Source organism: Paraburkholderia aspalathi (assembly GCF_905220735.1).
GTDB classification, from domain to species: domain Bacteria; phylum Pseudomonadota; class Gammaproteobacteria; order Burkholderiales; family Burkholderiaceae; genus Paraburkholderia; species Paraburkholderia aspalathi.
In genome coordinates, this window is sequence record NZ_CAJNBA010000012.1 from 97,047 (window position 1) to 116,183 (window position 19,137).

16 protein-coding genes, 1 pseudogene and 2 riboswitches are annotated in these 19,137 nt (G+C 63.2%); of the genes and pseudogenes, 7 read left to right on the plus strand and 10 right to left on the minus strand.

All coding sequences use genetic code 11. From position 1 onward, the window contains the following. Positions 1 to 3: 3 nt before the first annotated feature. The 5 genes from KHO30_RS36275 to KHO30_RS39675 form a co-directional block, all read right to left on the minus strand. Positions 4 to 330 carry an H-NS family nucleoid-associated regulatory protein gene (locus tag KHO30_RS36275; protein WP_200619255.1) on the minus strand — a complete coding sequence of 109 codons (327 nt, stop codon included), beginning with the start codon at positions 328 to 330 and terminating at the stop codon, positions 4 to 6. Next, positions 303 to 524 carry a hypothetical protein gene (locus KHO30_RS36280; RefSeq protein WP_211703793.1) on the minus strand — a complete coding sequence of 74 codons (222 nt, stop codon included), beginning with the start codon at positions 522 to 524 and terminating at the stop codon, positions 303 to 305. The genes KHO30_RS36275 and KHO30_RS36280 overlap by 28 nt, the downstream gene beginning before the upstream one ends. A 140-nt stretch (positions 525 to 664) precedes the next feature. Further along, positions 665 to 1,276: a rhomboid family intramembrane serine protease gene (locus KHO30_RS36285; protein ID WP_093638770.1), complete on the minus strand. Its 612-nt coding sequence runs from the start codon at positions 1,274 to 1,276 to the stop codon at positions 665 to 667. A gap of 90 nt (positions 1,277 to 1,366) precedes the next feature. Next, on the minus strand, positions 1,367 to 1,591 hold the full coding sequence (locus KHO30_RS39670) for a site-specific integrase (protein ID WP_342345994.1): 225 nt from the start codon (positions 1,589 to 1,591) through the stop codon (positions 1,367 to 1,369). A gap of 255 nt (positions 1,592 to 1,846) precedes the next feature. Next, a complete protein-coding gene (locus tag KHO30_RS39675) occupies positions 1,847 to 2,170 on the minus strand; it encodes an Arm DNA-binding domain-containing protein (RefSeq protein ID WP_342345996.1) in 324 nt (107 codons plus the stop codon). Positions 2,171 to 2,918: 748 nt separating this feature from the next. Here KHO30_RS39675 and KHO30_RS36295 point away from each other — a divergent pair. The 4 genes from KHO30_RS36295 (at position 2,919) to KHO30_RS36310 (ending at position 8,329) form a co-directional block, all read left to right on the plus strand. Further along, positions 2,919 to 3,656, plus strand: a complete 738-nt coding sequence (locus KHO30_RS36295; RefSeq protein ID WP_093638774.1) for a response regulator transcription factor — start codon at positions 2,919 to 2,921, stop codon at positions 3,654 to 3,656. Positions 3,657 to 3,718: 62 nt separating this feature from the next. Next, complete coding sequence (locus KHO30_RS36300) at positions 3,719 to 5,104, plus strand: FecR family protein (RefSeq protein WP_211703816.1); 1,386 nt, start codon at positions 3,719 to 3,721, stop codon at positions 5,102 to 5,104. Positions 5,105 to 5,175: 71 nt separating this feature from the next. Beyond that, positions 5,176 to 7,698 (plus strand): CHASE2 domain-containing protein, encoded by a 2,523-nt coding sequence (locus tag KHO30_RS36305; protein ID WP_211703794.1) that lies wholly within the window; start codon positions 5,176 to 5,178, stop codon positions 7,696 to 7,698. 34 nt (positions 7,699 to 7,732) lie between these two features. Beyond that, positions 7,733 to 8,329, plus strand: a complete 597-nt coding sequence (locus tag KHO30_RS36310) for a DUF4136 domain-containing protein (protein ID WP_244862793.1) — start codon at positions 7,733 to 7,735, stop codon at positions 8,327 to 8,329. Between the two features lie 22 nt (positions 8,330 to 8,351). Here KHO30_RS36310 and bluB read toward each other — a convergent pair whose 3' ends face one another. The 5 genes and pseudogenes from bluB to cobA all read right to left on the minus strand — a co-directional run. After that, the gene (gene bluB, locus KHO30_RS36315; RefSeq protein ID WP_211703795.1) at positions 8,352 to 9,011 is read right to left on the minus strand and encodes a 5,6-dimethylbenzimidazole synthase; all 660 of its coding nucleotides are present in this window, start codon (positions 9,009 to 9,011) and stop codon (positions 8,352 to 8,354) included. Then, complete coding sequence (locus tag KHO30_RS36320; protein ID WP_211703796.1) at positions 8,995 to 10,293, minus strand: cobyrinic acid a,c-diamide synthase CobB; 1,299 nt, start codon at positions 10,291 to 10,293, stop codon at positions 8,995 to 8,997. Before KHO30_RS36320 ends, bluB begins: the two co-directional genes overlap by 17 nt. 3 nt (positions 10,294 to 10,296) lie before the next feature. Continuing rightward, the gene (gene cobO, locus KHO30_RS36325; RefSeq protein ID WP_093638791.1) at positions 10,297 to 10,899 is read right to left on the minus strand and encodes a cob(I)yrinic acid a,c-diamide adenosyltransferase; all 603 of its coding nucleotides are present in this window, start codon (positions 10,897 to 10,899) and stop codon (positions 10,297 to 10,299) included. Continuing rightward, positions 10,896 to 11,423, minus strand: coding sequence for a cobalamin biosynthesis protein (locus tag KHO30_RS39445; RefSeq protein ID WP_425312939.1), 528 nt, complete (start codon positions 11,421 to 11,423; stop codon positions 10,896 to 10,898). Before KHO30_RS39445 ends, cobO begins: the two co-directional genes overlap by 4 nt. Continuing rightward, a pseudogene (gene cobA / locus KHO30_RS39450) lies at positions 11,424 to 12,146 on the minus strand (uroporphyrinogen-III C-methyltransferase); the annotation flags it as partial. A 224-nt stretch (positions 12,147 to 12,370) separates the two neighbouring features. Beyond that, positions 12,371 to 12,598: riboswitch (cobalamin riboswitch) on the minus strand. A 79-nt stretch (positions 12,599 to 12,677) separates the two neighbouring features. After that, positions 12,678 to 12,950, plus strand: a riboswitch (cobalamin riboswitch). 184 nt (positions 12,951 to 13,134) lie between these two features. On the opposite strand from cobA, the gene cobW reads away from it, so the two are divergent. The 3 genes from cobW to KHO30_RS36345 are packed head-to-tail and all read left to right on the plus strand — an operon-like array spanning position 13,135 to position 19,099. Further along, the gene (gene cobW, locus KHO30_RS36335; RefSeq protein WP_280531463.1) at positions 13,135 to 14,235 is read left to right on the plus strand and encodes a cobalamin biosynthesis protein CobW; all 1,101 of its coding nucleotides are present in this window, start codon (positions 13,135 to 13,137) and stop codon (positions 14,233 to 14,235) included. A gap of 5 nt (positions 14,236 to 14,240) precedes the next feature. Beyond that, entirely contained in the window at positions 14,241 to 18,041 is a 3,801-nt protein-coding gene (gene cobN, locus KHO30_RS36340) for a cobaltochelatase subunit CobN (protein ID WP_211703797.1), read from the plus strand. Next, the gene (locus tag KHO30_RS36345) at positions 18,038 to 19,099 is read left to right on the plus strand and encodes a magnesium chelatase ATPase subunit I (protein ID WP_211703798.1); all 1,062 of its coding nucleotides are present in this window, start codon (positions 18,038 to 18,040) and stop codon (positions 19,097 to 19,099) included. Before cobN ends, KHO30_RS36345 begins: the two co-directional genes overlap by 4 nt. Positions 19,100 to 19,137 lie beyond the last annotated feature (38 nt).

Below are 19,137 nucleotides of genomic sequence, written 5' to 3' on the forward strand. Positions count from 1 at the left end.
CGCTTACGACGGCCGAACTGTCGCCAGGCGCGTGCCAGCGAACGGATCCCGACTCCAGTCAATCGCCGGACGTCCGCGGCTAGTCGATGTAGACGACTTCTCGACAGCAAAGTGGGCCAGTGACTGCCCGGCGCTTGTGGCTTGCCTAAGCCACTGAGGCATATCCCCCTTGCCATCCCAAGTGTCGCCGAAAGCACTGCGGTAACGTGCCGACTTTCGGTGCGCTCTTTCTTCGGCGATGGCCAACGCGACGTCGCCGACCTTGATGCCAACCTTAGCCATCTTGCGACGAAGGTATGCAATCATACTTTGGCGTTTTTGCTCATCCATGTCTGTTTCCCCTTCGAAATTCCAGCCTCGTAGCGGCCTCGTGTCGTCTCGCCGACGCGCGCTGCCACCAGATGATTTGGACATGCGAAGTATCCTGTTGAGAAAAGCTGCCGTCGATGTGCAATTCCTGAAAACACTGTTGCCGGCAGAGTGGCAAAACCGGCTGGCTCGTTCGTCTCAACCAGTTTGATCATGAAGCGTACCGAGACCGCGGCATCTGTGCCGGTGGATGTAACTCGTTGCTGCTGGTGCTACTGATGGGCCTTTCGACTGCGTTGTTACGCGGTGTCTACTCTCGATGTCTCGTCCACAATGAGAAGCAGTCGTCACCCTTCTAGGGGCGCAGGCTTTGTCGCGACAGTCGCGCGGCGATGATGCCGCCAATCGCGCCACCAAGATGGCTTGGCCACGATACGCCCGGGTAGAGGGGCAGCGCGCCGAGCAGCATACTCAGTCCGTAGCTACTGGCCACGAATAGGGCGACGAGAATCGAGATGATGCTGCGCGTGTAAACACCGCGTGCGACGAGATACCCTGCGTATCCGAACACCACGCCGCTCGCGCCGATGTGCACAGAATAGGGCGCGCCCAGCAGCCATGCACACAGTCCCGCGCCGAGGATGGCGCCGGCGGTCGCCTGCCAGAAATTAGCAATGCGCGGCCACATCGTGAGCCAGCCGAGCACTAGCAGCCCGCCTGTGTTGGCGGTGATGTGCCACAGCCCGGCGTGCAGCCACGGCGCAAACAGGATGCCCTGCAGGCCGCTCAGCGTGCGCGGGACAACGCCATGCCGATTCAGATGCAGGAAAGGCATCGAAACCGACAGGAAGAACGTCGCCCAAATGGAGCCAACAAAGACGGCGAGCAGCACGACCCGGGCCTTGAGCTGGTCGACGAATGAACCAGCGGCTCGCGATGGTGCGAATGAAACACCGGGTTGCGACATGTCCGATTCTCCAAAGATTTCGGCTCAGCCTCATTTGGTAAAGGACTACCGCGGAACTCGGAGGAAAGCCTACGTCTGATCGATACACTGTTAAAAGGCCAGTTCCTCAAGGCGGGCGGCCAGCTTCGTGAGCCGCTCTCGCTTTTCGGCATCGTAGGTATAAAGGTTGTAGACCCCCACGATACCCGGCTTGATGTGTCCAATTATCTCTTCAGCGACCTCGTTTGCGCATCCCATCGCGCCGAGCACCGTGCGCGCGGTACGACGAAGATCGTGTGGCGTCCGTCCCGTCACAGGGATTGGACGATCAGTCACCAGCTTGTTGTTTCCCTTCCAGTAGCGTTGGCAGCGGGCAATGATCTGCCGGACACTCGCTTGAGTAATGCATTTGCGTGACTTGGCTGGGCGGCGTCCCGGTTTCGGCGCAGTGTAAGGAAATAAATAGCTGGCGCCGTAAATCGCTCATCGCCTCCGGACGATCAACTCAGCCCGACCGACGAGCGGTACGCAATGCGCAGTCGCACGTTCTATGCGCTTGTTTTTCGTAGCAGTGATCTCGGGGCCAGTCAGTCACCGAACGGTATATGCACCGAGACCATGTTTGGCGTCCAGTACGGCGACGTGCCCCCTGGCCCGGCGTCGCGCGAGGGCGGGATCTTCGCCAGTATCACGGATGCCCCGTTTTGTCTCCCGCTGAACGACTGCGGCGGCGAGAGGCATTGCTGGCCAATCCCCGAGCTTGATTTGTCGCATGTTACCGTCGAGAGGCGATCGGTATCGGTACGTCCAAGTGCGTCGCGTCGCCGTAGCTTCGAGTCGTAAGCCGGGGAAGTCGTCGCACGCTATATGTTGTTGCGGCTGGAGGGGCTTGGCCCGTCTGGCGCCGAACTTCATCTTCGGTCTGATGTCGGTTTTCGGACTACTTTCAGTTGCAAAAAAAACCTACGCTAAACGTTACGCTGGCCGCGAAGTTTTGCAACGCGATAGCGCACGTCGCCACTACGTTGATTGATCCGATTTTTGTCATAAGCGATTGTTTTTAAAGTTGTTTTTGTGGTGTCTGTGTGTTTCGATGTATATCTGCAATCGCACCATCAAACCGATCTAACAATTCTTAAACGATTTATTTTGAGACTGTTCCTATACTGACTCGCAAATTGTCAAATCGCTGTTTCCTGAACGCCGGGGGGCACAGCCCGATAGGACAAAAGGCAGACGGGGCCAATCACCGTGCGAGCGAGACCAGCTGACTCGTATAACGACCCATTGAGGTCGATTTCAATAACAGGCAGAACCTGAGAGACGTCGGGGAAAATCCCATAGAGCGGCCCGCAGTGGCCGAGCCGGGCCGGATAGCTGCATAAGCGCATAAGTGCATCCGGGAAAAAGAACGGCCGTTTTCGATTATGATGATCTGCCCCTTCGGTAATCAGCGCGTTAAAGCCAAAAAATGCGCGCTAATTTCGAGACAGTGGAGCGGCAGAGCTGAACAGGGCGCGAGGCAAAGGACCGTTAATCGAAAAAGAGTGCAGCCGAAGATGAAAACAGGAAGCTGGATCGTCGGTGTTCGCACCGCCATCCCGGCCATCTGCCGGCTCACCGGCCAACAGTTACGAAGGACGATGTCGCGTTGCGGGGTTTTATGAGAATTGCAGTCCTGGATGACGATTCGGCTCAAGCCGATCTAGTTTGCCAAACGCTGTCTGCGGCCGGCCACGTCTGTCATGCTTTCGGCGCGGGCCGTGAACTGGTGCGGCAACTGCGGCGCCAGACCTTCGACCTGCTCGTGCTCGACTGGAACGTGCCCGACATGTCGGGCGAAGAGGTGCTGCGCTGGGTGCGCGAAAGCCTCTCCGAGCGCTTGCCGGTCCTGTTCATGACAAGCCGCGGCCGCGAAACCGATATCACCTCGATCCTCAACACCGGCGCGGACGATTACGTCGTCAAGCCGGTCTCTGCGGCGGTCCTGCTGGCGCGTGTCGGCTCCTTGCTGCGCCGGGCGTATCACCTGAAGCCGGCTGCGGCGAAAGAAGTTTTCGGCGAATTCGAATTCGATCTGGGCGCGAAGCACGTAGTGGTGCGCGGCGCGACCGTCGCCGTGACGCAGAAGGAGTTTGAGCTCGCGCTGCTGTTGTTCCAGCATCTGAGCCGGCCGCTCTCGCGCGCGCACATTCTCGATGTGATCTGGAAGCAGGCGACGGACATTCCGTCGCGCACGATGGACACGCACGTGTCGATGCTGCGCAGCAAGCTCGGCTTGCGCCCGGAGCATGGCTATCGTCTGACGCCGATCTACGGCTATGGGTACCGGCTCGAACGGATCGAATCCGGCTCGCCGCCCGCGGCGACCGAAGAACGCCCCGAAGCGGGGGATGCGTGACGGTTGCTTTCGATGGGGTAGTGTCCGGCCGTGCAGGTTCAGCGGGCTGGCGCGCCGGCGCGATGCTGGCCGCCGGTCTGATTGCAATGACGTGCTTCGCGCCGGTGTCGGCGGATGCGCAATCGTCGCGCGCGCCGAAGCCACGAAGCAAAACGACCGCGCCCGTCTATGTGTCCTACGTGACTCACGATGGCGACACGTTGTACGAAATCGCCGGCCGCTATCTGCGCGACTCCGGCGATTGGGCCATGTTGAGCCGTCTGAATCATGTGCCCGCGCCACGCCGCATGCCGGCCGGGATCACGCTGCGTCTGCCGGCCGACAGGCTCAAACAGGACCCCGAGTCGGCGCGCGTGATCGCGACGAGCGGTCCGGTGGAGCACGCTTTCGGCAAGAATCCTTTTACGCCGCTCACTGCGGGCACGACGCTCGGCGAGGGCGACCGCATTCGCACCGGCCATAACGGCTTTGTCACGCTGGAGTTGCCAGACGGCTCGCACATCACGGTGTCGCAGGACGGTGTGCTCGATATCGGCACGCTGCGGCGTACCGTGTTGACTGGCTCGGGCGATCGCGTACTCGATCTGCGGCATGGCGAAGTCGAAAGCCAGGTCACGCATGCCACCAAAAAGGACGACCGCTTCCAGATCCGCTCGCCATCGGTTGTAGCGGGCGTGCGCGGCACGCGCTTCAAGGTCGCCTACGACGGCGACGCCCAAACGACGGCGGTGGAAGTGCTGGACGGAGCGGTCGGCGTTGACCCGGCGGCCGTCAATGGCCGGATCGCCGCGCCTCCACCCGGCCTACCGCTGCAGGCGTCGGCGCAACTCGTCAAGGCGCGCTTTGGCAGTGTCACGCGGGCCGGCGGCGCGATCGGCGGTCCGGTGGAATTGCTGGCCGCGCCGTCGCTTACCGACCCGGCCAAAGTGCAGGACAGCAAAACCGTCGCGTTCGACCTCGTCCCCGCTGAGCGCGCCGTGGCCTATCGCGTCCAGATTGCGCGCGATGCCGATCAGCTCGACCTGATCCGCGATCTGCGCGTGAACGCGCCGCATGCCGACTTCGGCGATCTGGCCGACGGTACATATTTCGTGCGCATTGCCGCGGTCGACTCGAACGGCCTCGAGGGCCTGCCGCAGGTTTACGGTTTCGAGCGGCGCCAACTGGGTCTGAATGCGTCGGCAGGCCCACGCGCCGGCAGTCGCGATTACGAGTTCCGCTGGTTCGTCAGCCGCTCCACGGTCGAGACGCGTTTTCGCTTTGTGCTGGCCACGACTGCCGACCTGCGCCATCCGCTTGTCGACAAGACCGATCTGACGGGCGGCCAGATCGTAGTGAGCGACCTGCCGGGCGGCGTCTACTACTGGACGATCGTCGCCGAGCAGTTCGAAAACGGCCGCTTCTACGAGAAGAGCAGCGCGGTCCGCTCGTTTACGCTTGCACGCTGACGCTGGTAGATTCACGGGGCCGGGTCGACAACCGACCCGTTCCTTAGCTCTCAACCACGCCACGCCACGCCTTGCCGACCACACACACGCGCCTGAGCCTCGACCCGCGCGCCCGTCTCGGACGGCGCGCCGGCCGCCGCTTCCTGCTCGAGTGGGTGGCGATCGGCTGCCTGGGCATTGTGGTGATTCTGCTCAGTTCGCTCGGCCGGCTGACTGCCGGCGTCGATCATCTGGTCTACGACCGCTTTCTGAGTCTGCGCGCGCAACCGTTGCTGCGCGATATCGTAGTGCTCGAAATCGACAACGCCAGCATTGCGCAACTTGGCCGCTGGCCATGGCCGCGCAGCGTCCACGCGAGGCTGCTCGAACAGATTGCGAAGGCGAAGCCCGCCGCGGTGATCTACGACGTGCTGTTTACGGAAGCCAATGCCGAAGACGCCGAGCTCGCCCGCGCGGTCGCCCTGAGTCCCACTTATCTGCCGATGCTGTTGACGCCGCCGGACAGCGCCGGCCAGCGCGTCGCGGTCGAGCCGGTGGCGCCGCTCGCGCATGCGGCAGCGGGGCTTGGGCATATCAACCTTGAAGTCGATAGCGACGGCATTGTGCGCAGCGTCGCGCGTTTCGAGGGCGACGCGAATTCGCGCTGGCCGCAATTGATGGTGCCGGTCGCCCAGGATGTCGAGCGTGGTGCTCTGCAATTGAACGAGCGGCCGCCCCGGCCGTCTTCCCGCGAGGCGGCGCCCCAATCCGATGACCATGACGAAGGCGAAGGCCGCTTCCTGATTCCTTTCGGTCCGAACGCGCAGAGCTACGCGAAGCTGAGTTTCGCGGATGTGCTCGCCGGCAATGTCCCCGCGGACAAGCTGCGCGGACGCATCGTGCTGATCGGCGTGACCGCGTCCGGCTTGTATGACCGTTTTGCCACACCGGTGTCCGGTGAGCTGGGGCCGCTGCCCGGTGTCTATATCCACGCGAACGTGCTCGATACGCTGCTGACCGGTCGCGAGCTCGAACCCGCCCGGCCCTGGGTGCTGTTCGTGGTGTCGCTGGTGCCGCTCGCCGCGCTGCTCGCAGGCTTTCTGGTGCTTTCGCCGCGACGGTCGTTGCTGCTGACCGTCGCGCTGGGCGCGCTTGCCACCGTCGGCAGCGCGGCGCTGCTGTACGGCGCGCGGCTGTGGATGTCGCCGGTGCCGGCGATCGCCGGATTGATCGTGGTGTATCCGATCTGGAACTGGCGGCGCCTCGAAATGACGATGGCTTATCTGCGCGAAGAGCTGCAGCGCCTCGCCGACGAACCGCACCTCCTGCCGGAAACGCCACAGCGCCGCCGCGAGTTCGGCGGCGACGTGCTGGAGCAGCATATGGCGCTGATGGCGCAGGCTGCGCAGCGCGTGCAGGACATGAAGCGTTTCGTATGGGACAGCCTCGACAGCATGCCCGAGCCGATCCTCGTGAGCGACGTGGAAGGCATCGTGCTGATTGCAAACCATGCCGCCAAGGCGCATTTCGCGCGGCTTGGCGCGCCGCTGCCGGAAGGCCGGCCGATGCGGGCGGTGTTGGGCGGACTGACGCTGGTCAAGACCATCGACAGTGGCGCAGCGTCGGACGCCGAAAACAATCTTCTCGCGCATGCCCAGTGGCCGGCGCTGCTCGATCCTGCACGCAGCGAGTTCGCCGAGCTGATGGCGCAAGGCGTCGAGGTGCGCGACGCCGACGAGCGCGACCATCTGCTGCGCTATGCGAATTGCACGAACGAACAAGGTGAGACGACGGGCTGGATCGCGGGCCTCGTCGACGTATCGGCCTTGCACGCCGCCGAGCGTCAACGCGAAGACGCGTTGCGGCTGCTGTCGCACGATATGCGTTCGCCACAGGCTTCGATTCTTGCGCTGGTGGAGATCGAGCGGGCGCGCAGCGAGCCGGTGCTCGCGCGTGGCCTGCTGGAACGCATCGAGCGTTATGCGCAACGCGCGCTGACGCTCGCCGACGATTTCGTGCAGCTCGCGCGCGCCGAATCGCAAACCTATGTGCTCGAACCGGTGAGCATGACCGAGCTGTTGATCGACGCCAGCGACGAAGTCTGGCCACAGGCCCACGCCAAGCGCATCACGCTGCAAACCGATACGGCCGACGGAACCGATGCCGACGACGGCCACTGGATCTGCGCCGACCGGTCGCTGATGACGCGTGCGCTCGTCAACATCCTGAACAATGCGGTCAAGTACAGCCCACCGGATACACAGATCACGTGCAGCCTGACGAGCCTCGGCGGTCCCAGCGCTCCACGCGGCCTTGTGCAAATGGCCGCGCCCGCTGCGGCAAAACGTGTATCGTGCACGATTCGCGACGAAGGCTATGGAATTCCCGAGGAGCAGCAGGCGGGCCTGTTCGAGCGCTTCCGGCGCTTTCACGAGACGGAGCGGCCGGAAGTGGGCGGCGCCGGATTGGGTATGGCATTCGTCAAGACCGTCGTGACGCGCCATGGCGGCGACGTCGAGGTGGTCAGCGCGCCAGGCAAGGGGACTGCATTTACGATTTCCCTGCCGGCACTCGACGAAGCGCAAGCCGACGTGTCCACAACGCCACGCTTATGACTATGAACACTCATCTTATCGAAGCGAGAAGCCGGTGAAAGCGATATTGATCTGTGCCGCGCTCGCCGCGGCGAGTCTGACCGGATGCGCGGGTTTGAACGCCGACGTGCACACGGCGAATCCTTCAGCCGTGCTGCAGGGCGAGCGCACCTATACGATTGCGCGCATGCCGTCGCAGGATTCCAGCGCGGATCATCCGCAATTTGAAACCATGCTGCGCGATGAGCTGGCGAAGAACGGCTTCACCGATTCGGCGGCCAAGTCTGCGCACTATTTACTGTCGATTGCGTATGACACGCGGCCGGCCGCGATCGGCGTGGGCGCGACTGACTGCGCGCCCGGTGCGTGCGAACGCTCGCCCGCACCGCCGTTTTCGCTATTCGGCGGACGCGCTTATCAGCACGCGTTGACGCTGCGGTTCTTCGAGCAGTCGAGCGGACAGGAAGTCTACAAGGTGAGTGCGGCCAGCAGCGATCGAGATCCCGACCCGTTGCATGCGATGCCGGTGCTCGTGAAAAGCGCGCTGGCAAAATTTCCGTTCGATGCGCCGCCGGACTGGCGCGTGAAACTGCGGGCCGATCAGGCGGGCGGCGTGCCGGCTGTGGTTTCGCTCAAGCCTCTCCAGCCATAGCAGTCAGACGTCTGCGCCCGCATTACTCCGGCGCTTTGTCGTCTTCCGGCCAGCAATTTTCGAAAACGCACTCGGCAAGCGGCATGCGGCTCGCCCAACGCTCGGTTTCCAGCATCGGCTCGCTGTAGAACTGATCGACGTGGCCGAGACACAGAATCGCCACTGGCCGTGCGCCCTCGGGCATATGTAGCAGCGTGCGCACCGTGTCGACGTCGAATAGCGACACCCAGCCCATTCCCAGACCTTCCGCGCGCGCGGCCAGCCACATGTTCTGGATCGCGCACGCCACGGAAGCCAGATCCATTTCCGGCAAGGTGCGGCGTCCGAAGATGTGACGCTCGCGACCGTCCATCAGCGCCATCACCAGCAGTTCGCCGCATTCCAGCATGCCTTCCACTTTCAGCTTCATGAACTCTTCGCGACGCTTGCCGAGTGCGTCGGCAGTGGCGAGGCGTTCGCTTTCGACGGTTGCGTGCAGCGCGCTGCGCAAGGCCGCGTCGGTAATGCGCGCGATGCGCCACGGCTGCATGAAGCCGACGCTCGGTGCGTGATGCGCTGCATCGAGCAGACGTTGCAATACGGCAGGCTCAACCGGGTCGCGCACGAAGTGGCGCATGTCGCGCCGCTCGTAAATCGCGCGGTAGACGGCTTCGCGCTCGGAATCGTTAAAAGGCTTCGCCATGGAACAGGGCGGCCGTGAAGGCCGGGTTGGAGGGCCAATAAGCATGCATATAGGTTGCCACGATCGAGCCTGCGCGGAACACGGCCTCGCCGGGGGCATCGAGATTTGGCCGGGTGGCTGTACGCAGCGGCGTGAGCGGCGTCGTCAGCTTCGAGTAGTGAAACGTGTGGCCGGTCATTGAACCGTGCAGACTGTCGATCTGTTGCATGCCGAGCGCGGTGAAGCGCTTTTGCATTGTTGCATGGCCGGGCAAGAGGCCTAGCATCGGCGTTGTGGTGCCGCTCGTGTCCGTCAACTGTTCAAGCAGGTAGAGCATACCGCCGCATTCGGCAACGACCGGTTTGCCTGCTGCAGCGTGTGCGCGGATCGTTGCGGCACTGCGTGTGTTGCCAGCGAGCAATTCAGCATGCAGTTCGGGATAGCCGCCTGGCAGGTACAGGGCGTCGGCGTGCTCCGGCAACGCTTCGTCGGCGAGCGGTGAGAAGTAGTCGATGCGCGCGCCGAGTGTCTCCAGCAGCGTGACGTTGGCCGGATAGATGAACGAGAACGCGGCATCGCGCGCAATGGCGATGCGCTTGCCTTCCAGAAGACGCGGCGGCGCTTCTTCTATAGGCGTGCCGAATTCGACCGGCGGCGGCAATTCGGCCAGCGCGGTTTGCGCGAGCGCATCGGCGGCACGATCCAGACGCGCGTCCAGATCGTTGATTTCTGCCGCCTGATGCAGGCCGAGATGGCGATCGGGCAGTTCGATTTCGTCGTTGCCGCTGATGTGTCCGCACCAGCGCAGGTCTGGCGGCAAAGCCTCTTCGAGCATTTGCGCGTGCCTTGGTGAGCCGACGCGATTGGCGAGCACGCCGTAAAACGGTACCTCCGGCCTGAATTGCGCAAGGCCGAAAGCGACCGCGCCGAAGGTCTGCGCCATCGCTTTCGCCGAAATCACCGCGAGCACCGGCACGCCGAATGTGGTTGCCAGATCCGCGCTGCTCGGTGTGCCGTCGAACAGGCCCATCACGCCTTCGATCAGGATCAGATCCGCTTCGGCCGCCGCCTGCGCGAGCAGGTTGCGACAGGCGGTTTCGCCCACCATCCACAGATCGAGCGACAGGACCGGCGTGCCGCTGGCACGCGCGAGGATCATCGGGTCGAGAAAGTCGGGGCCGGTTTTGAATACGCGCACGTGTCGCCCCAGCCGCCGATGGTAGCGCGCCAGACCCGCGGTAATCGTGGTCTTGCCTTGGCCCGACGCGGGCGCGCTAATGAACAGGGCGGGGCACGCGGACATCGCTCAGAACTCCACGCCGCGCTGCGCTTTCACGCCTTGCTCGCGATACGGATGCTTGACGATGCGCATTTCGGTGACGAGGTCGGCGGCTTCGATCAGCGCGTCCGGCGCGTGACGGCCGGTCACCACCACGTGCAGCATCTCCGCGCGCCCGGTCAGTACCGACAGCACTTCGTCGAGCGGCAGGTATTCGTACTTCAGCACGGTGTTCAGTTCGTCGAGGATCACCATCTGATAGTCGCCGCTTTCGATCATGCGGCGTGCTTCGTTCCACCCTTTGCGCGCGGTGGCGATGTCGGCGTCGCGATTCTGCGTGTTCCAGGTATAGCCGTCGCCCATCGTGACGAAGTCGCAATTGGCGATCGCGCCGAGGAAGTCGCGTTCCGACGTATGCAGCGCGCCCTTGATGAACTGCACGACGCCGAGGCGCATGCCATGCCCAAGCACGCGCACGGCCATGCCGAACGCTGCGGTGGTTTTGCCTTTGCCGGTGCCGGTATTGACGATCAGCAGACCTTTTTCGACGGTGGCGCTGGCCTGCTTCTTCTCGTGGCCCTCGCGCCGGCGTTCGGTCATGCGTTGATGCGATTCGGGATCGGTCTTCATGGAAGGTCCTGTTCTTGAGTGTTGTTGTTTGTGTGTTCGCAGGCGAGGCGGGCGGTGGTCGATGCTATCGCGACGGTGATGCCGGCATGTACGGTTTTGCGCACGAGTAGCCGTGCGTTGGCGGTATCGGCTGCAAACGAGGCAACTGGGGTCATTGAGCTAATTGAGGCATGGGCCGCATCAGATTCGGTCGCCGCAGCGAGCAAGGCGCACGGCTCGCAGACGCCGTCTATGCCGAGATGCTCACGTGTGGCCGCCGACGGATCGTTCACGGAGATCGCCGCAATCTGCTCGCGGCTGAACAGCTTCAGCGGCAACGCATGACGTGCGCAAAATTCGAGCAAACCGGTTTCGTGAGCTTTGACGTCGACTGAGGCGATCGTGCTGATTTCGTCGAATGAATGCGAGCCGAGCGTGGCACGTACAGCCGTTTCGATTTCCTCGGCGGAGCTGTGCAAACGACAACCGATGCCGACGGTTAGCGTTTTCCTTGCGTGGCGCTGGGATTCGCTGCCGACTTTCACCGCATCCCGCGCCAAAGCCAGCGACGCCACACCGCCGATCACCACGATCGCCGGCGACCCGAGCCCGGCGCGCGAGACCGTATCGGCGAACTCGCCGAGCCGCGCGAGCGCATGCCGTTGCTCGGGGCGCGTGGCCGATTCGATCGCGGCGCACGGCGTATCGGCGCTCATCCCGGCTGCGAGCAATGTGTCGACGATTTCGTTCAGTCGCCGCATGCCCATGTAAATCACCAGCGTCATTCGCGTAGCGACGAGCGCGGCCCAGTCCGGCTCGCCGCTGCCGGCGCCGTGTCCGGTGACGAACACCACGCCTTGCGCGTGATCGCGATGCGTCACAGGAATGCCGATTGCCGCGGGCGCCGCAATCCCGGCGGTGATGCCGTTGATCACGTCGACGCTAATGCCTGCGGCATGGAGCGCTTCTTGTTCTTCGCCGCCACGGCCGAACACGAACGGATCGCCGCCTTTCAAACGGGCGACGCTGCGTCCCGCCCGCAAATGCTCGAGCATTTGCGCGACGATGCCGGCCTGCGGCGTCGACGGATGCCCGCCGCGTTTGCCGACATACACGACCAGCGCATCGGCGCGCGCGAACTGCAGTACTTCAGGATTCACCAGATCGTCGACCAGCACCACATCGGCTTGCGCCAACGCGCGCGTCGCTTTGAGCGTCATCAGTTCGACGTCGCCGGGACCGGCGCCGATCAGCCAGGCGCGGCTCATCGCAGCGTGCATGGCGCACGCCATGTCGTGACGAATGGGAGCGGCTGAGGCGCGAAGAGGCCGGAGGCGGCAGAAATTGAGGTCATGCGGTGCAACAGATTACGCGCGACGAAAAACGCCGCTCGCCGCGTTTCCCACAGGAAAACGCCAACGGCCGCGTCACGTCGTGCTTCAGCGCCTTCACATCCGTCCCTCGCGGATTCCGGCGGCCGGCAGCGTGACGTTCACTGCCTCCGCGTCTGGCCGGTATCCGGGCTGGCGGCCTCATGCGTTTTGCCTTCCCGTCCGGATTCGTCGGACAGTGGCATCAAAAACGCATGCGCGATGCGAAAGCACCGCAGGTCGCTTACCGTTGCGGGGACAGCACAGGTTGAGCGCAGCGAGCGCGGCCTGTTTCCCGTTTAACTGCACATGCGATCGCATATGCGGGCACCAAACGCGCGCATACGATAGCACACGGCAGGCCGCGCCGGCACTGTGGAAAGGCCTTGCCGAAGCCCGCGTTTCCTTGACGGCAGGGGGCGCTCGGCCTAAACTCGCACGCACTTTGGTGCTCGTGTGCGCGCTCGTGCGCATGCAGTTAAACGGGAAACAGGGTGCCCACCTGCAATGGACCGGGTCAACCTGTGCTGCCCCCGCAACGGTAAGCGAAAAGCGGTGCGTTCTTGAGCGCCGCGGAGCCGGCTTCGATGTCCACGCGCAAGGCCGCGTCGGCATATAACCACTGGGCGAGAAACCACTCGTCCGGGAAGGGGAAGCGGCGCTGTCGCCAGCCCGGATACCGGCCAGACTACGAAGAACGACCATCGCGGGGATGCGGTGGCGCGTTCATGACCTCATTCTCGTTTCCAGTTTTTGGTTGCCTCGGCAACGCCGTTGTCCGTCCCCGTGTTTTGTTAATGTCGTGGTTTGGGGTGTGTGCCCCGTTTGCCCGGCCTATACACGATGCCTCGGCGTGCACGAGCAACTCCTACGGATGGACCTCACGATGCAAACTCAAATGCGCAAGATCCCCGTCACCATCGTCACGGGCTTTCTCGGCAGCGGCAAGACCACGCTGCTGCGGCACATTCTTCAGCATGCGGGCGGCAAGCGCATCGCGGTGATCGTCAACGAGTTCGGCGAGCTCGGCATCGACGGGGAAATCCTCAAGGGTTGCGGCATCGGCTGCGATGAGAACGGCGTCGAGACCGAAGGGCAGCTGTATGAACTCGCGAACGGCTGCCTGTGCTGCACCGTGCAAGAGGAGTTTTTCCCGGTGATGGAAAAGCTGGTGGAGCGCCGCGAGCAGATCGATCACGTGCTGATCGAAACGTCAGGTCTCGCGTTGCCGAAGCCGCTGGTGCAGGCGTTCAACTGGCCGCAGATCAAGAATAGCTTTACCGTCGACGCGGTCGTCACCGTGGTAGACGGCCCGGCCGCGTCGAGCGGCCAGTTCGCCGACAACCCAGTCGCCGTGGATGCGCAACGCAAGGCCGATCCGAATCTCGATCACGAATCGCCGCTGCACGAATTGTTCGAAGATCAATTGTCGGCGGCCGATCTGGTGATTCTGAACAAAACCGATCTGCTCGACGAAGCGCGTCAAGCTTCTGTCGAAGCCGTCATCCGCGAAGAAATTCCGCCGCAAGTGAAGATCGTGCGCGCGCAGATGGGTCAACTTGATCTGCATACGCTGCTGGGCCTCGAAGCGGCGTCGGAAGAAACGATTCATCTGCGTCACGATCACCATGGTTCGGCCGAAGACGCCGATCACCATCACGACGAGTTCGATTCGGTGGTGGTGCACGCGAATGTTTCGTCGCGCGAAGCTGTGATCGCCGCGTTGCAAGGGCTCGTCGAAACCAACACGATTTACCGCGTCAAAGGTTTCGCGGCGCTGCCGGGTGCGGCGATGCGTCTGGTGATACAGGGCGTGGGCCGTCGATTCGATAGTTACTTCGACCGGCGCTGGCAGGCGGGCGAAATGGGCGCAGAGCAACAAAGCCGCTTTGTGCTGATCGGCGAAGACCTCGATCAGGCCGCGCTGCAACAGGCATTCGACGCCGCCTTGGGCGCCGTGGCGAGCGCCCAGCCGCAACAGGCGTAACCCTCATGCATCTGCTGCGCACCACGCCGGGCGGTTTTGTCGACGATACACAGGGCGTGATCCGGATCGATCAGCAGCCCGCCGATATCGTGGTGCTCAGTTCCGCGGATACCACGCTGTCATTGCTCGCGAGCGTGTTTCCGCGTCTGGGCGAGGGTTTTCCGAGCGTGCGGCTTGCGAACGTCACGTATTTGCGGCAACCGGCTTCGGTCGATTTCTATGTCGAAGACGTGTTGCAGCATGCGCGTGTCGTGGTGGTCGATCATCTCGGCGGCGAGGCGTACTGGCCGTATGGCATCGAACAGGTGGTCGCCCTCGCCGAGCGCAAGCAGCAGACGCTCGCGATGTTCTCCGGCGATCTGCAGGAAGACCCGAATCTGCTGGCGCGCAGCACCGCCGACGCCGAACTGTGCCATCAGCTATGGCGCTATCTGCGTGAAGGCGGGCCGCAGAATGCCGAGGCCTTCCTGCGTTTTATCGCGTACCGCTCGTTTGGCTGGGGGTGCGAGCCCGCGCTGCCGCGCGCGTTGCCTGCCGCGACGCTCTACCATCCTGAACGCGACACGCCGACCATTGCCGACTGGCAAGCGCGTTGGCGTGAAGACGCACCGGTTGCCGCGATTCTGTTCTACAAGGCGCATCTGCAGGCGGCCAACACAGCGGTGTTCGACGCCCTGATCGATGCACTCGAAGCACAAGGCCTGAATCCGTTACCGATCGCGATTACTTCGCTTAAAGACGCGATGAGCCGCGACGTCGTACAGCAGTTGTGCGCGCAACATGATGTCGCGCTGGTGCTGAATACAACCGCATTCGCCGCGTCTGCTATCGACGACCCTGAGCCGCTTGCGCTCGCTGGTGACGCGCCGGTGTTGCAGGTGATCCTGAGCGGCGGTAATCGTGAAGATTGGGTCAAGGACAATCAGGGGCTCAACTCGCGCGATATCGCCATGCATATTGCGCTGCCGGAAGTGGACGGCCGCATCATCACACGGGCGATCAGCTTCAAGGGGCTCGCCTATCGTTGTCCGCATACCGAAGTCGATGTGGTCCGCTACCAACCGGACCTCGAACGCGTCGGCTTTCTGGCCGAACTGAGCCGCCGCTGGTGCCGCCTGCGCACGCTCGACAACGCGGACAAGAAACTCGCGCTGATCCTCGCCAACTATCCGATGAGCGAAGGGCGTATCGGCAATGGCGTGGGGCTCGATACGCCGGCCTCGGTGGTCGGCCTTCTTTCGATGTTGCGCGATGAGGGATATCGCGTGGCCGAACTGCCCGCCGACGGTGACGCGTTGTTGAAGAGGCTGACCGAAGGCGTGACCAACGATCCGGTCGTGCGCGACTTGCGACCCGCGTTGCAAAGCCTCGCGCTCGACGAATACCTTGTGTACTTCAACGCGTTGCCGGCGGAAGCTCGCAATGCGCTGAACGCGCGTTGGGGCTCGCCCGAGCAGGATCCAACGTTGCGGCGCGGCCGTTTCATGATCGCGGGCTGGCGTTGTGGGCAAGTGTTCGTTGGCATTCAACCTTCGCGTTCGCGCGAGCAGGGCGACTACGCGAGCTATCACGACGCTGAACTCGTGCCGCCGCACGCCTATCTGGCGTTCTATTTCTGGCTGCGTCATCAGTTCGGCATCGACGCGGTCGTGCATGTTGGCAAGCACGGCAATCTCGAATGGCTGCCGGGCAAGAGCGTCGCGTTGAGCGATGCGTGCTGGCCCGATCTGATTCTCGGTCCGATGCCGCATCTGTATCCGTTCATCGTCAACGATCCGGGCGAGGGTAGTCAGGCGAAGCGTCGCGCGCAGGCCGTCATCATCGATCACCTGATGCCGCCACTCACGCGCGCCGAAAGTTACGGGCCGTTGCAGGACCTCGAGCGCCAGGTCGACGAATACTATGAAGCACTGATGGTCGACCCGCGCCGCTCGAAGCTGTTGAGGCGCACCATTCTCGCGACCATCGTCGAGCACAAGCTGCATGACGAGTTGAGTCTTGCGGAGCCGAACGGTCAGGACGATGAAGATGCGCTGCTGACGCGCGTCGATGCGTGGCTGTGCGAGTTGAAGGAGGCGCAGATTCGCGACGGCTTGCATACGTTCGGGCAGTCGCCTGAAGGTGTGCAGCGGCGCGATACGTTGCTGGCGCTGGGACGCTTTCCGGTCGGCGATGGCCAGGGCGGCAAGGCCGGTTTGATCGACGCGTTGGCGCGTGACCTGCTGATGGACCATCTATTCGATCCGTTGTCGGTGGATTGGGCTGCGGCGTGGGACGGTCCACGTCCCGAGGTATTGCAGCGGGTGAGCGATGCGCCCTGGCGGCATTGTGGCGATACACGCGAGCGTCTGGAACTGCTGGCGGCTGAGATGTTGCGTGAAGTGTGCGGCGATGAAACGTCCGGGACGGCGCCCGCAAGCGGGACTTTGCCGCAAGCCGAACGTGTGATCGAACGCCTGCGCAACGACGTATTGCCCCGGCTCGACGCCTGCGGTTCGCAGGAAATGCTGCATCTGAAGCGCGGCCTTGAGGGGCGTTTCGTGCCGCCGGGGCCGAGCGGTTCGCCGTCGCGCGGACGGCCTGACGTGCTGCCTACCGGCCGCAACTTCTATTCGGTCGATACGCGCGCAGTGCCGACGCAAGCGGCATGGTCGCTCGGTTTGAAATCCGCGCAGCAGTTGATTGAACGGCACTTGCAGGAGAACGGCGATTATCCGCGCGCGATCGGCCTCTCGGTATGGGGCACCGCAACCATGCGCACCGGTGGCGACGATATCGCCCAGGCACTTGCTTTACTCGGCGTGCGGCCGAAGTGGGCGCCAGGCAGTCATCGCGTGACTGACTTCGAAATCATGCCGATCGAGGCCTTTAACCGGCCGCGTATCGATGTCACATTACGCGTATCCGGCTTTTTCCGCGATGCCTTCGCGAACGTGATGCATCTGTTCGACGCCGCCGTGCAGGCCGTGGCCGAACTCGACGAACCCGAGGACCTGAACCCGATCCGCGCGCGTGTGCTGCGCGAACGCGATGCCCTGATTGCACACGGCATGGATGCCGCCGAGGCGCGCAAGCGCGCCGGCTGGCGCGTGTTCAGCGCGCGGCCCGGCGCGTATGGCGCGGGTCTGCAGGACATGATCGACTCGCAGCAATGGCAAACCGACGCCGATCTCGCGAATGCCTATCAGGCGTGGGGCGGTTACGCCTACACGCAGAAAAGCGCCGGCGAAGAAGCGCGCCAGGCGTTCGGCACACGCCTCGCCGCGATGGACGTCGTGCTGCAGAACCAGGACAACCGCGAACACGACCTGCTCGATTCGAACGACTACTACCAGTTTCAAGGCGGCATGGTCGCGGCGGTACGGCATCTGGCGGGCAATCAGCCACAGATCTATCACGCGGATCACAGCAATCCGGCCGCGCCGCGTGTGCGCACGCTGCACGAAGAGATCGCGCGGGTGGTCCGCTCGCGCGTGGTCAATCCGAAATGGCTCGATGGCGTGAAACGCCATGGCTACAAGGGCGCTGCTGAAATTGCGGCGACGGTCGATTATCTCTACGGCTACGATGCAACCGCGCGGGTGATCGCCGATCATCAATATGCGCTTGTCACCGATGCTTATCTGAACGACGTCGACACACGCGAGTTCTTGCAGCGGCACAATCCGCACGCCATGCATTCGATCTGCGAGCGTCTGCTCGAAGCGATGCAGCGCGGTTTGTGGCAGGCGCCCGGCGACTATCGCGCGCAAGTCGAACAGCATCTGCTCGCGAGCGAGCAGCAGATTGAAGGAATGCAAACATGAACGCTGCGACCCAACGGCCCGCCTTTCCCTTTGCCGCGCTGATCGGCCAGACGCCATTGCAGCAGGCGCTCCTGCTCGCTGCGATCGATCCGGGTCTGGGTGGCGTGCTGGTGAGCGGGCCGCGCGGCACGGCGAAATCGACCGCGGCGCGCGCGCTTGCTGAATTGTTGCCCGAAGGGCAATTGGTGAATTTGCCGCTCGGCGCAAGTGAAGACCGCTTGATCGGCACGCTCGATATCGAAACCGTGCTGCGCGACGGCTCGGTGCGTTTCTCGCCTGGCTTGCTCGCGAAAGCGCATCGCGGCGTGCTGTATGTCGATGAAGTGAATCTGCTGCCCGACGCGCTTGTCGATGCGTTACTCGATGCAGCGGCCAGTGGTGTGAATACCATCGAACGCGATGGCGTCTCGCATAGCCACGATGCGAGCTTCGTGCTGATTGGCACGATGAATCCGGAAGAAGGCGAGTTGCGGCCGCAACTGATCGATCGCTTTGGTTTGATGGTCGGGCTGCAGAACTGTTTTGAGCCGCAGGTGCGTCAGCAGATCGTCAAGGCGCGCCTGGCGTTCGATCTCGATCCGCAAGGCTTTCGCGCGGGATATGCCCAGCAACAGGAATCGTATGTTCAGCGGATTCGCGCGGCGCGTGAAGCGCTGCCGCAACTCGATTTCGACGATGCTGTGCATACGCATGTCAGTGCGCTGTGCATCGATGCGGCGGTCGATGGACTGCGTGCCGATCTCGTGATGCTGCGCGCTGCGCGGGCATTGGCGGCGCTGGAGCAGGCGGATGCGGTGACGACGGAGCATGTCGAGCGGGTCGCTGAGTCGGTGCTGATGCATCGGCGCCACGATCGCGAGGCGCGTGCAGGTGGCGACGCACGTGAGAGCGAAGCGTCGCGGCAGGCTGCCGACGCGGATGCAGCGTCCTCGTCATCTTCGCTGGATGCAACGCCAGGCGCTGCCGCCGGCGATGGCGATTGGGGTTACTTGCCACCGCAACCTGCTGGCGTCGCGCAGGTGAAAGGCGTCATTCCGCTCAACGCAAAAAAACGCTGAGCCATCGGAAGGGCGCCGCCGCTGACTCGCGCAGCGGT

Bases quoted from the DNA above. Each gene is read 5' to 3' on its own strand.
- bluB (WP_211703795.1), bottom strand. From the start codon at position 9,011: ATGGCGAAGCCTTTTAACGATTCCGAGCGCGAAGCCGTCTACCGCGCG.
- KHO30_RS36275 (WP_200619255.1), bottom strand. From the start codon at position 330: ATGGATGAGCAAAAACGCCAAAGTATGATTGCATACCTTCGTCGCAAG.
- KHO30_RS36285 (WP_093638770.1), bottom strand. From the start codon at position 1,276: ATGTCGCAACCCGGTGTTTCATTCGCACCATCGCGAGCCGCTGGTTCA.
- KHO30_RS36280 (WP_211703793.1), bottom strand. From the start codon at position 524: ATGATCAAACTGGTTGAGACGAACGAGCCAGCCGGTTTTGCCACTCTG.
- cobO (WP_093638791.1), bottom strand. From the start codon at position 10,899: ATGAAGACCGATCCCGAATCGCATCAACGCATGACCGAACGCCGGCGC.
- KHO30_RS39675 (WP_342345996.1), bottom strand. From the start codon at position 2,170: ATGAAGTTCGGCGCCAGACGGGCCAAGCCCCTCCAGCCGCAACAACAT.
- KHO30_RS36345 (WP_211703798.1), top strand. From the start codon at position 18,038: ATGAACGCTGCGACCCAACGGCCCGCCTTTCCCTTTGCCGCGCTGATC.
- cobN (WP_211703797.1), top strand. From the start codon at position 14,241: ATGCATCTGCTGCGCACCACGCCGGGCGGTTTTGTCGACGATACACAG.
- KHO30_RS36295 (WP_093638774.1), top strand. From the start codon at position 2,919: ATGAGAATTGCAGTCCTGGATGACGATTCGGCTCAAGCCGATCTAGTT.
- KHO30_RS36320 (WP_211703796.1), bottom strand. From the start codon at position 10,293: ATGTCCGCGTGCCCCGCCCTGTTCATTAGCGCGCCCGCGTCGGGCCAA.
- cobW (WP_280531463.1), top strand. From the start codon at position 13,135: ATGCAAACTCAAATGCGCAAGATCCCCGTCACCATCGTCACGGGCTTT.
- KHO30_RS36300 (WP_211703816.1), top strand. From the start codon at position 3,719: ATGCTGGCCGCCGGTCTGATTGCAATGACGTGCTTCGCGCCGGTGTCG.